The sequence below is a fragment of the Devosia sp. FJ2-5-3 genome, from assembly GCF_029201545.1.
Lineage (GTDB): Bacteria > Pseudomonadota > Alphaproteobacteria > Rhizobiales > Devosiaceae > Devosia.
The window spans coordinates 2248417-2261343 of the sequence record NZ_CP104007.1 but is presented as its reverse complement, the minus strand read 5'-3'; the positions used below and the strand labels follow the sequence as shown (position 1 = coordinate 2261343).

Here is a 12927-nt window from a genome sequence, read left to right as displayed (position 1 = left end):
AAGCAAGTGACCGGCCGTTTTTCGGCCGGTCACCTTCCGGGACAAATTTCATGCACGCAACGCCGCTTCTCCAGATCCGTAACGTCGACATCGAGTTCAGCACCTCCAGAGGTCCTGTCTCTGCGGTCCGGAATTTTTCGCTCACGCTTGAGGCAGGGCGAAAGGTGGCGGTTGTCGGGGAGTCCGGGTCGGGCAAGTCCACCATTGCAGCAGCAATCAACGGACTGCTGGCGGACAATGGCCGCGTCTCCAAAGGCGAAATCCTGTTTCAGGGTCGCGATGTCACGCGCATGAGCGAAGCCGAGTTGCGCGATCTGCGCGGCCAGAATGTCGGGCTGGTTCCGCAGGATCCGATGACCAATCTCAATCCGCTGCAGCGGGTCGGCGACACCATCGCCGAAGTGCTCAGTGTGCATGGCAAGGCGTCTGGAAAGGCAGCGCTTGAGCGCGCGATCCAGCTGCTGGACATGGTCGGCATTCCGGACCCGGCGCGGCGGGCACGGCAATACCCGCACGAATTGTCCGGTGGCATGCGCCAGCGTGTCCTCATTGCCGCGGGCCTGGCGTGTGAGCCCGCCTTGCTTCTCGCTGACGAGCCGACAAGTGCGCTCGACGTTACAGTGCAGGCGATCATCCTGCGCGAGCTTGAGAAGCTGACGAGCAAGCTCGGAACGGCAATGATCCTGATCACTCATGACCTGGGACTTGCTGCCGACTATGCGGACGACGTTGTGGTGATGTTTCGCGGCGATGTGGTGGAAACCGGCGCCGCACGTGACGTCCTGCGCAACCCGCAACATGATTACACGCGCCGCCTGATCGCGGCAGCGCCGACCCTTGAGAGCCAGCCTCTGGTGGCCGCTCGCCCAGCAAGCGGCACTGACCAGGAGCGGCCCCTCGTTGAACTCCGCAATCTTCGCAAGATCTATGGTGATACCAAGTCGCTGTTCGGCAAGGACAAAAGCTTTGTCGCCGTAGCGGACTCCAGCCTGACCATCGGGCGAGGCGAGACAGTTTCCATTGTTGGCGAGTCAGGATCGGGCAAGTCCTCAACCGCCCGCATGCTCCTCAAGATCGAGAAGCCCACATCGGGCGAAATCATCTTTGACGGCGCACCGATCACTCATCTTGAGGGCCGCGACCTCTTCAGCGTGCGCCGTCGCATGCAGCCCGTCTTCCAGAACCCTTTCGGATCGCTGGATGCTCGGTATACAATCCGCGAGTCCATCGAAGAACCGATGATCCTACACAAGATCGGTGACGCGGTGTTCCGGGCAGCTCGGGTCAAGGAACTGCTCGAGCAGGTCGCCCTGTCGCAAGACATTGCCAACAGGCGTCCGGCCGAGATTTCAGGTGGGCAAAGCCAGCGAGTGGCCATCGCCCGAGCCTTAGCTCTGAAGCCGGAGCTCATCGTCCTCGACGAGGCCGTGTCCGCGCTCGACGTCATTGTTCAGGCGCAGGTGCTCGAATTGCTGGTCGAACTGCAGCGCGAGCTTGGTCTGTCGTACCTCTTCATCAGCCACAATCTGGCCGTCGTCCGTCTAATCTCACATATCGTGCACGTTATGAAGCGTGGCGAGATCGTTGAATCCGGCGACCCCGAACGCATTTTCAACGCCCCTCAGCACCCCTACACTCAACAGTTAGTCGCGGCCGTTCCAGGCCAATCCACCTTTGAGGAAGTCGGCCCGTATCTCGCATGATTTAGCTGATTGGGATCTAAGTAGACGCAGTGTGCCCACTGCGTATCTCAAGCGCGGTGCGAATAATGTATCGGGGCGTCCTCAACTGCCGCGGCAGATGGTACTGTTGTGCATTCGTCGCTTGTCGCGGATAAGCAGTGAAAGAAAATCGCGGAAGAGGTCGAGCGCCGGAGAGCTGCGGCGTTCAGCGTCATACAATTTGCCTTGGGAGCAAAACGAGGATCGTAGGCAATGCGGTTTGGATATTGGCCGTACGATGAGCAAGACGGCCGCCGCTTCAGACTTGCAATCTGCCTAGACGCCCATTTTGCATTCGAAGGTGACTGCTTCAACGCGTGCTTTCCGACGCGTTGTTGTCCGGCTGGCAAAGACAGATGAGATCCAATTCGAGCACTCCTTCGAGTTGCGGCTCCAGTTTGCCTCCGAAGGCATCGCGGATGTACAAAGCTCTCAATATTGAGTCTACATATCTGCCCTGCCGCTACCCCCAAACTGGTTCGCTCTGGCCATAATCATGGCAACTTTTGGGAGAACGTGGGGATATCTTGGACGGCGGAAAAGGGGCGCGTTGCCGCACGGCTGCTTCCGCCCCATATCGGACGTTGAACCTCGCAGATCGCTTGACCAAATATGGAAGCGAGCTGCGATCAAAGTTGAGAGAAAACGCGGAATCCGGACCTAACTTCTTTAGGCCCGATCATGCGGATGTCTGGTGGTTAAATGTAGTCAGGCCCGCTGGACTACCGACTGCTGGTGCTGGGCAAGCCGCCAACTTCCGTCAAACTTGATGTAAGTCGACATGCAGAATGCCTCGTACGTCTCTGCGTCCGGCCTCCTGGCCAAAACCCGGTACGCAACGACTGAAACATTTTCAGCAGGCGTAGTTTGCGTGGTGTCGGATATCTCAACTTCCGACCATCTGGCGGCGTCGCTCATGCTCTGAATTATTTCCGGCCTACGCATGATCCCCACTGGCCCGAACACCATTACACATTCTGGTGCCATGATTTCTTCGTAAGCGCTAACGCCTTCCTGCCACAGACGGCGTTCTGTGTTCCAAAGATTGTTCACGTCGTACTCCTTCTAAAGCTTGCTTCGGTAATGTGGGGGCATTCGCATGGTTCAGACGGCGGTGGCGCTATGTTCTGCCAGTCAATCAGCCTGCCAATAGCGAATGTCCGCGCCCCCAATGCAGTCGAACATCGCGCAGTCTAGAAATATCTGCTTTAGGGTTGACGCTACGACTTATCCAACGGCAAGAATGGGGCGCGTTGTCGCCAGGCCCGTTAGCGACCACAAACTTTCGTCTACACTCTGCTGCTCCCGCAGTTTGGTAATATCTAGGGACCACAGTGTAGACTTGTCGGCGGCAGCCTTACGGCTGCACTGCCTAGCACCGAATATCCGACGTGTTTGCCTTCCTCTTCGGGTTTGCATTGTGAGGTGCTTTAACCTGTCCACCCGCCGTCAATGATGTGGACTTGACCGGTCGTGTATGTGGCGCCCGCCAAATAAATCGCGAGGTGGGCGATCTCTTCTGGTTGCGCGATCCGGCCAATGGGCTGGCGGGCGATGAACGATTGTCGAGCAGCCTCAAAATCGCCGGTGTCTCGCCACCGCTGGTGGAGGCTGGGGCTGTCGACTGTGCCCGGACAGATGGCATTCACACGGATGTTGGATGAGACATAGTCTGCAGCGACCGATTTGGTCAGCCCGATCACGGCAGCCTTCGACATGGAGTAGGCTGCCCTGTTGGGGACGCCCTTCACCGAACTCGCGACTGTCGCCATGTTGATGATCGCCCCGTCCCGGCGTTGCAGCATCTGGGGGAGCACGGCCTGGATGGTTCGGACCTGAGCTTTCAGGTTCAGGTCAAATGCCCGGTCCAGATCCTCATCAGTCATCTCGAGAATGGTGCCGCTATGCACCATGCCTGCGCAGTTAAAAAGGATATCTATGCGTCCAATCTCGTCGACCGCAGCCTCGATTTCAAGCTTCGACAGGACGTTCAGCCTGCGGGTCGAAATGCCCTGCTCTGACGCAAGCGTGCTGAGTTCCACCTCGTTGATGTCGGTCGCCACAACCTCTGCACCTGCACGCGCAAAGGCCTGTGCGGACGCTCTGCCAATGCCTTGAGCGGCCGCAGTAATCAGCACTTTCTTTCCATCAAGATCGGCCAACTTAGTCTCCAAAATTTTTCCCGCACGTCCCTTGACGTCGACTAACGTGCTAGTATGGTAGTCGAACTAAGGCGCAAATTCAACGTGCCAAGTACGGGAGGGAACGACGTGGGCAAAATCCAGAAAATCTTGATCTGCAATCATTCGCACACCGATATCGGCTACACCGATTATCAGGATAATTGCATCCGTCAGCACGGCGAGTTTGTCGAGCAGGCGCTTGATCTGATTGAGAAAACGGACGCCTATCCGACCGAAGCGCGCTACCGTTGGACCGTTGAAACCACAGGACCTTTCCTGAAATACCTGCGCTCTGCGTCTGCCGAGCAGATACGGCGGCTTAAATATTGGCACGAGCAGGGCCGGATCGACATCGCCGGCATCAGCTACAACATGACGCCGCTTCTCAACGTCGAACAGATGCACCGCAGTCTCTATCCGCTGCGCGCGATACGCGATGAGTTCGGGTTCAATGTCGAAGCTGCCATGCAGGACGACGTGAACGGCGTGTCCTGGCTCTATGCCGACCTTCTCGCCGACCTTGGAATTTCATTTTACACGCAGGCTGTGAACCCGATCCGCGGCGCGCGCCCCAATCCATTCCCCGGCGCCTTCAACTGGGAGGGGCCAAGTGGCAAGAAAGTCCTCGCCTGGAACGGCTACCACTATCTCTTCGGGCGCTCTCAGGCCGGCATCGGCAACTGGAACCTCGTTGATCGCCTGCTGCCGCGCTGGATCGAGCAGCTCGAAAACGATGATAGCTATCCCTATGACTTCCTTTATTGCGAGGCTACCAATCCGGTGCGGGTGGATAATGGTCCGCCGGATCCGCGCATGCCCGAATTCGTCCGCAACTGGAACGCGGAAGGCCGCTCGCCGCGGATGGAGTTCATCACAGTTACCGACTTCGGCCGCATGCTGAAGCGCGACTGGGCCAGCAACATCGGCACACAGCGTGGCGACTGGACCGACCACTGGGCGGATGGCGTCGCCTCGTCCGCTGGTGAGACCGGCATCAACCGCCGCACGCACGGCATCCTGGAAATGGCGGAGGCAATGGAAAGCTGGCGCCGGATGGATGGCGAGAAAGGCAGCTGGTCTCCTGAGCGCGCCGCCACGACCTATGAGAACATGACGCTCTATGACGAGCACACCTGGGGTGGCTACTCCTCCGTAGAGGAGCCCTATGCCCTGTTTTCACTGTCGCAATGGAACAAGAAAGCGGGCTTTGCCTATTCGGCAGCCATGGACGCTCACGACCAGGTTGCCCGTGCCGCAAACGCCATCGCCGCCAAGGTTGGCGCCAAGGCGGAGGATGGCAATTTCAACCTTGGTGATCTTGAGCCAGAAGTCGCTTTCCCGCCGTCGGGCATCGACGAGGTCCTGGTCTTCAACTCGCTGCCCTGGGATCGCGAGGTCATCGTTGAAGAGCCGGAGCCGCGCGGCGGTGCTGCTCCGATCGGCATGCTCGATACGTTCTTCCATCGCAATACAACCTGGGGTGGGGCGCGTCCGATCCCGGCAATCCGGCGCGTCGCTGGTCGCATCCCGGCATCCGGCTATGCCTTCCTCAAGGTGGCCGATGGCGTGCCGTCGACCGATCTGAAGGCGGAAGGCAATGTCATCGAGAATGCCCACTATCGGCTGGAAATCGACCCGGCCACGGGTGGGATAAAGAGCTTCTTCGACAAGGCCCAGAACCACGACTACGCCGGCACCTATCAAGGCTGGCAGCCGGGCCAGTACATCTACGAAACGGTGGACTCGCCCGAAGATCGGCTGGCGATTGCCAATATCGATTTCGCCCACCCCAACTTCTTCGAAGGGCGCTCCGACACCCCCTGGAAGCGGGAGGTCGCCTCAAAGGTAACGCTTTCTGCAGCCGAGATTTTTGAGGGCCAGGCGAGGATTGACGTAACGATCCAAGCGGCGGGTGTGCGCTCTGCCACCGTTCGCTACGCCCTGGACGCTGGCAAGAAAGAGGTCGCGATCGACTGGATGCTGGACAAGATCGAGCATCTCAATGCCGAAGCTGTCTTTATTGCGTTCCCATTCAACCTGGGCAAACCCGACTTCCTGATCGATCTGAATGGCATCCCCGCCGTTCCCAATGACGACCAACTCGATGGCGCGGCCAAGGACTGGTATCCCATTACGCGCTGGGTCAATGTGTCGGATGGCAACAGGGGGGTCACAATCGCCCCGCTCGATGCGCCACTTGTGCATCTCGGCGGCATCACCACCGGTAAATGGGATCGCACTTTGCATCCCGAAGGGCCGACGGTGATGTCCTGGGCGCTGAACAATCATTGGCTGGTCAACTTCCGGCCAAGCCAGAGTGGCAAGATTCCGCTCCGCTATCGGTTGGCCACACATTCCGGAAGCCCAGATGTCGGCACGATCAGCCGCTTTGCGGCGGAGGCACATGTTCCGCCGGTGCCGGTGCGCGACTACGCTCCGGTGGATACCACACCCCGCAGTTTCCTGGACATTGGCGACCAGCCTCTCCTGGTCACCAGCAAGCCCGCTGAAACGGGCGGCTGGGTGGTGCTGCGTGTGCAGAACCTCCTGAGAGACGCCTTCGATGCAACCGTCAGGTTCGGGAGTCCAATTGCGGCGGCACACGCAGCCGATCCTCTCGAGCATCCACGTGATGCCTTGCCGACCTCAGGGGCGGAACTGACTTTGTCTCTGGCGCCGCTGGAGATCCGGACGGTTCTGGTACGCTTTGGTGCGGAATTCCATTAGGAAAGGCGCCGAACCATGAGCATCATCGTCACTGGAGCCGCCATGGGCATAGGCCGAGCCGTTGCGGCTCGGTTGGCCGAAGACAACCACCCGCTGGTGCTTGTCGACCTGGCTGAGAGAGAGCTTAATGCCGTTGCCGACATCCTCCGGTCTTCCGGTTCGGACGTCTCGACAGTGGTAGGGTCGGTTGCCGATCCGGCCATTGCAGATCGCGCCGTGGCGGCGGGCCTGGCCCAAAGCGGAGCGATCAGGGGCCTGTCTCATAACGCAGGCATCCAGCGATATGGAACCGCGCTGACGACCACACTCGAGGCGTGGGACGAGGTCATGTCGGTCAATTTGCGCGCTGCCTATCTCATGGCTCATGCCAGCCTTGCAGAACTGGTCAAGTCGCGCGGGTCTATCGTCATCATGGCGTCAGTGCAGGGCCTTGCTACTCAGTCTGGCGTCGCGGCCTACACCACGGCCAAGCACGGGCTGATCGGATTGAGCAAGTCAATCGCGGTCGACTTCGCCAGCGCTGGAGTGCGATGCAACGCGGTGGCGCCTGGTTCGGTCGATACGCCCATGCTGCGCAACGCGCTTGCCACGGCACCAGATCCGGAAGCGGTGATGCGTGAAGTCAACGCCATGCATCCGTTGGGTCGCAGCGCCCGGCCAGAGGAAGTCGCAGAGCTCGTCGCCTTCCTCCTCAGCGAAAAGGCTTCTTTCATAACCGGCGAAACAGTGCGGGTGGATGGTGGCCTGCTGTCCATCATTGGCGGCTCGCCGCAAAAGGCAGAATAATCATGAAAATCGCAGACATTCGCGCCACGACGATAGCCGTACCGCTTGAAGCGCCTCTGCGTCACGGCGCTGGCGCGCACTGGGGGCGCTTCATCCGCACCATTGTCGAGGTCATAGACGAAGAGGGCTACTCCGGCTTCGGCGAGCTGGGTGGGGGCGGAGAGTCTGCGCAGCAATCTGTTCTGGCCATGCTGCCCTACCTCAAGGGCCATGACCCAACCCAGTTGGAGCAGTTGCGCTGGAAGATCATGAGCCCGACGGCGTCGCTCTATAATAACCGTCTCCAGATTCATGCTGCGATTGAAATGGCGTGCATGGACCTGGTCGGAAAACGGCTCAATATCCGCGCATGCGATCTGCTGGGTGGTGCCATTCGCGATAAGGTCGAGTTCGCCAGCTACCTCTTCTACCGGTACCAGAATGGTGCAGCAGGAGGTGAAACAACGCCTGAGGAAATGGTCGCCCATGCCAGGGCGCTCAAGCAGGAGCACGGCTTCCGCGTTCACAAGGTCAAGGGCGGCGTATTCCATCCTGACGTGGATATTGAAGTCATGCATGCTCTTGCGGAGGCATTTCCGGGCGATCAGCTCCGTCTTGACCCGAACGCAATATGGTCGGTTGAACAATCCATTCGCGTTGCCAAGGCGATCGAGAACCTCAACAATGACTATTTTGAGGACCCGACCTGGGGGCTCGAAGGCATGCGGCGCGTCCGCGAGGCCACGCGCATCCCCACGGCCACCAATACGGTGGTGGTAAACTTCGAGCAGCTCGCCCAGTGCATCAAGCACACGCTGGTCGACGTGATCTTGCTGGATACGACGTTCTGGGGTGGTCTGCGGCAGGCCTACAAGGCCGGCACTGTGCTCGAAACCTTCCAGTTCTCGGCCGCCGTGCACTCATCGGGCGAGCTTGGCATTCAGCTCGCGTCCATGCTGCATCTGGGCGCCAGCCTGCCCAATCTAAATTTCGCGGCCGACGCGCACTACCATCATCTCACCGACGACATCCTCGTGGGCGGTAAGCTCAAATATGAGAACGGCTGCATCAGGGTGCCAGAAGGCCCGGGCCTCGGCATTGAGGTTGATCGGGAAAAAATCGCTCAATATGCCGAGTATTTTAAGGAAACCGGCGGTTACACCTATGACCGAGATCCGGGCCGCCCCGACTGGTTTCAGATCGTTCCCGAGTTCCGTTACGCCGACCCTGCCCAGAAAACTTACGCCGTTTCGGGAGGGCGCTGATGGCTGAGGTCATTCTCAAGGACATCGTCAAGGTCTATGGTCGGCAGGTCGCGGTTCGCGGCATCGACCTCGAGATCGAGGATGGCTCGCTGGTCGTTTTCGTAGGCCCTTCGGGCTGCGGCAAATCTACGACCTTACGCATGATCGCGGGGCTCGAGACGATTTCGCACGGCGAACTCATCATTGGCGGCAAGCTGGCCAATGACCTCCCATCGCGTGAGCGGGGAGTGGCCATGGTGTTCCAGACCTACGCGCTCTATCCCCACATGACCGTGCGCGACAACCTTGCGTTCTCCCTCAAGCTCGCCAAGCTAACCAAGGCTGAAATCGATGCGCGCATCGCCAAAGCGGTCGCGGTGCTGGAATTAGGGCCGTATCTGGATCGGCGGCCGTCCCAGCTCTCCGGCGGCCAGAGGCAGCGTGTCGCCATGGGCCGGGCTATCGTGCGCGAGCCCCAAGTTTTTCTGTTCGACGAGCCCCTGTCCAATCTAGATGCGAAATTGCGCAATCAGATGCGCGTCGAGATCAAGCGATTGCAGCGTCAGCTGGGTGTGACCACCATCTACGTCACCCACGACCAAGTCGAGGCCATGACGCTTGGTGACAAGATCGTTGTGATGAAGGACGGCGAGATCGCCCAGCAGGGCTCTACGCTGGAAATCTTCGAAAGGCCGCGCAACAAGTTCGTCGCAGGCTTTATCGGTTCGCCCCAGATGTCGTTCTTCGAAGGCAAGTTGATGCGCCGCGACGGAGGATGGCTCTTCGACAGCGGCCCACTGCAATTGCCGGTCATCGCTGAGCATTATGGAGATGCCCTGGTGGAAGGGCGTCATGTTTATGCGGGTCTTCGTGCGGAGGACATAGTCCCCTTGGGGCACGGCATGCAGCCGGTAAATTTTGTTGCCGCAGAAGGCGAGGTCACGCTGACCGAAATGCTGGGCAACGAAAACTTGCTGTTTGGCACCATTGCCGGGCTGAACTTCGTCAGCCGCATGCAGCAGCCTCGCGTCGTCGAACTCAACGAAAGGCTTTCGTTCCACATCAACGTGGCGCGAATGCATCTGTTCGACCGTGAGACGGAACAGAATTTAAAGGTCGCATAGGGCGACCGAGGGAGGAGAAGATGAAACGACTAAAAGGAACTCTGCTTGCCAGCTGCGTGGCCGCCGTACTGGCGGCGACAGGTGTCGCGCAAGCTGAGGATGTTACCTTCGTGCACGACAAAGGCTTCTGGTCCGAGGCCTTCCAGGACGTTGCCAAGGCTGCTGAAGCTGAGGCTGGCGTCAAGATCGTCGAAACCCCATACGCGACCACCGAGCAGTACAAGGCCTTCATCCAGGCTTCGCTCGCCGGCGGTGACTTGCCGGACATGTTCACCTGGTGGACTGGCGTCAGCTTCACCGAGCTGGTGTCGACCGGCAAGATCGCGCCGCTCGACAGCATATGGGAGGAGATGATCGCATCGGGCGAGTTTGATGCCTCCGCTGCCGATCTCTTCCGCGCTGACGGTCACATCTATGCCGTGCCGCTGCTGCTGGCCCGCTGGGTCATGATCTACAACAAGGAGAAGTTCGCCGAAGCTGGCATCACTGAAGAGCCCAAGACCTGGGACGAACTGATGGCGGCCGCCGAAAAGCTGAAGGCTGCTGGCATCACCCCCTTCAATGCCACAGTACATGAAGGGTGGCGCGGCTTCATATGGTTCCAGGAGCTGCTGCTGCGCACGGATCCGGCCGCATACAACGGCATTCACGACGGTTCGGTCGCCTATGACAGCGATGCGGTGCGAAAGGTCTTTGAGATCTGGTCTGATCTTTACGCCAAGGGTTACTTCACCGACCCGCGTTCCAATCAGGAGATCGAGGATTTTGCCGGCGGCAACGCGGGCATGTATCTCAAGGGTGAATGGGTGGTTGGTTCGCTAGCCTCCAATGGCCTCGAAACCGATCAGATCGGCGCCTTTATCGTTCCCAATATCACCGAGGGTCTGCCCTCTGCGGTCGTGCTCGAGGGTGGTCCGGTTGTAGTCTCGGCCGACTCCATCGATCGGCCGGAAGTTCAGGAAGCGGTGAAGTTCTGGGCATCGGTTGCCGGCGCCAATGCGTGGTCATCTGCATCGGGCAATTATGTCGGCAACACCAAGGCGGCTGCGCCCAATGAGATCATTGCTAAGATTTCGGGGGATATGAGCGCTGCTGGTACGGCCGCCTATCTGCGGTGGTGGGAAGCCGTGCCGCCCGATCTGCAGGGTGAACTGGTCGCTGAACTCAACAGGTTCATGCTCGACCCGACAATGACGACGGCCGAAGACGTGATGAGCCGCATGCAGGCTCTCAATGCTGATTACTGGGCCAACCAGTAAGAAAAGAACCAGGGGACGGCGGCCGCGCTGCCGTCCCTGCTTGTCTGAGGGGATAGACAGTGGACGCACAATCGCAACGGGATCAGGACCTGCTCGCCCGAATAGGCGTGGCGGAAATCGAGCGTCGGGACCGGCGCCGTCAGCGTCGGGATTTTCGCATCGCCCTTTTGTTCATGGCGCCGGCGCTGCTGATGGTGTGTGGGCTGCTCTTGGCGCCAGTGGCGTTCAACATCTACCTCAGCCTGACCAACTGGCGGAAATTCACCGGGCTCGACGAATTCATCGGCGTGACGAATTATCAGCGCATGTTCGGCAATCCCTTTTTTGGAGAGGCCCTTTTCAACACCGCCATATGGGTGGTCGCCTCCATTGTTTTCCCTATCGCAGTCGGCCTTGGGCTCGCGATGTTCCTGCGCAATGTGCGCTTCTCCAACACGTTCAAGAACATCATCTTCATCCCCCGTATCCTGGCGCCCACAGCGGTGGGCGTGCTCTGGTTTTATGTTTATGCGCCGCAGGGGCTGCTCAATCGCGGTCTGTCGATGGTCAGCGGACAGAATGTCGATATCGGTTGGCTCTATCAGTCCAACACCGTCACCCCTGCGATTATCGCCACGTTTGTGTGGCAGACCGTGGGCCTGGTAATGGTGCTGATCCTGCTCGGTCTGCAGGCAATTCCCAGGGACCCGATTGAAGCCGCCCAGATCGATGGCGCTAGCCGCTTCCAGACCTTCCGCCATGTCATCCTTCCGCTGCTGACGCCGACCTTGCTGGTCGTGACCATTCTGTCGGTTCTGGCGGGGTTCACCGTATTCGACCTGCTCTGGGTGATGGGCGCCTCCTATCCGGGGCAACGCAGTCTGTCGCTTGCGGTCTACATGTACTTCGAGGCATTTCAGAAGGGCTCGTGGGCCTTCGGTTCGGCCGTCGCTGTCATCATCGGTCTGGTGGTTCTGTGTGTCACCTGGATCCAGGCCCTGCTGCAGCAGCGCGTTGATCGCATGGTACGCTAGGAGACGGACATGGCAGTCAATCTGGAATTGCTCGACTACGATGCCATCGCCAAGCGCGAAGCGGCTTTGCGGTACGGAAAGTGGTGGACGCTGGCGGGCGCGGTTCTTGTCGCGCTCGTGTGGCTCGTACCCTTTTACTATCTGGCGGTCAGCGTCTTCAAAACCCAGGCCGAATACGCCAGCGGCTCGCCGCTCGCATTGCCGCAAGGTTTGGCTCCGTTCATTGGTAATGCCGTAGACGCCTGGACACGCGCCAAGATGAGCACGGGCATGCTCAACTCTGCCTTCTATGGCGTAGTCGGAGCCGGCGTGGCGGTGTTGTTTGCTGCAATGGCCGCCTATGGCCTGACGCGCCTCAACTTCCGCGGCAAGGACATGTGGTTCATGATCATCTTCGCGGGAACAATCTTCCCGTTCCAGATGTACCTGATCCCCTTGTTCTTCGCGTATCAGAACCTGGGCATTCTCAATACGCATATTGGCATGCTGCTGTTCTACACGGCCATCTGCATCCCGTTCCCGACGCTGGTGCTCAAGAACTTCATGAACGGGCTGTCGCGTGAGATGGATGAGGCCGCCCGCATGGATGGCGCCAACGAGTTCACCGTCTTCTGGCGTATAGTTTTGCCAAATGCATGGGGCCCGGTGACAGCGACGTTTCTGCTGCAGTTCACCTGGATCTGGAACGATCTACTGTTCTCTACTGTGCTGGGCAATCGTGATGAAACCCGGTCGGTCATGAATAGCGTGCAGGTTTTCCAGGGCAGCTATTCCTCCGCTGGTCCAAATCTGGTGCTGACTGCAGCGCTGCTCGCCAGCATTCCGTCGATCATTCTCTTTTTCGCACTCCGCAAGCACTTCATGGAAGGCATGAAGGTCTCGGCGCTTTAG

The 12927-nt window shown here is 59.2% G+C and carries 9 protein-coding genes; 8 read left to right on the top strand and 1 reads right to left on the bottom strand.

Annotated elements, in window-relative coordinates:
* Positions 1 to 50 precede the first annotated feature (50 nt).
* Entirely contained in the window at positions 51 to 1703 is a 1653-nt protein-coding gene (locus N0P34_RS10955) for an ABC transporter ATP-binding protein (protein ID WP_275603284.1), read from the top strand.
* A 1448-nt stretch (positions 1704 to 3151) separates the two neighbouring features.
* On the opposite strand, the gene N0P34_RS10950 is transcribed toward N0P34_RS10955, so the two are convergent.
* The gene (locus N0P34_RS10950) at positions 3152 to 3883 is read right to left on the bottom strand and encodes an SDR family oxidoreductase (protein ID WP_275603283.1); all 732 of its coding nucleotides are present in this window, start codon (positions 3881 to 3883) and stop codon (positions 3152 to 3154) included.
* A 108-nt stretch (positions 3884 to 3991) separates the two neighbouring features.
* On the opposite strand from N0P34_RS10950, the gene N0P34_RS10945 reads away from it, so the two are divergent.
* The 7 genes from N0P34_RS10945 to N0P34_RS10915 are packed head-to-tail and all read left to right on the top strand — an operon-like array spanning position 3992 to position 12927.
* Positions 3992 to 6631 carry a glycoside hydrolase family 38 C-terminal domain-containing protein gene (locus tag N0P34_RS10945; RefSeq protein WP_275603282.1) on the top strand — a complete coding sequence of 880 codons (2640 nt, stop codon included), beginning with the start codon at positions 3992 to 3994 and terminating at the stop codon, positions 6629 to 6631.
* A 15-nt stretch (positions 6632 to 6646) separates the two neighbouring features.
* Positions 6647 to 7417 carry an SDR family NAD(P)-dependent oxidoreductase gene (locus N0P34_RS10940; RefSeq protein WP_275603281.1) on the top strand — a complete coding sequence of 257 codons (771 nt, stop codon included), beginning with the start codon at positions 6647 to 6649 and terminating at the stop codon, positions 7415 to 7417.
* A 2-nt stretch (positions 7418 to 7419) separates the two neighbouring features.
* Positions 7420 to 8661 (top strand): enolase C-terminal domain-like protein, encoded by a 1242-nt coding sequence (locus N0P34_RS10935; RefSeq protein ID WP_275603280.1) that lies wholly within the window; start codon positions 7420 to 7422, stop codon positions 8659 to 8661.
* Entirely contained in the window at positions 8661 to 9764 is a 1104-nt protein-coding gene (gene ugpC, locus N0P34_RS10930; RefSeq protein ID WP_275603279.1) for a sn-glycerol-3-phosphate ABC transporter ATP-binding protein UgpC, read from the top strand. The genes N0P34_RS10935 and ugpC overlap by 1 nt, the downstream gene beginning before the upstream one ends.
* A gap of 20 nt (positions 9765 to 9784) precedes the next feature.
* On the top strand, positions 9785 to 11023 hold the full coding sequence (locus N0P34_RS10925) for an extracellular solute-binding protein (RefSeq protein ID WP_275603278.1): 1239 nt from the start codon (positions 9785 to 9787) through the stop codon (positions 11021 to 11023).
* Between the two features lie 59 nt (positions 11024 to 11082).
* Positions 11083 to 12036: a sugar ABC transporter permease gene (locus N0P34_RS10920; RefSeq protein WP_275603277.1), complete on the top strand. Its 954-nt coding sequence runs from the start codon at positions 11083 to 11085 to the stop codon at positions 12034 to 12036.
* Positions 12037 to 12045: 9 nt separating this feature from the next.
* Entirely contained in the window at positions 12046 to 12927 is an 882-nt protein-coding gene (locus N0P34_RS10915) for a carbohydrate ABC transporter permease (protein WP_275603276.1), read from the top strand.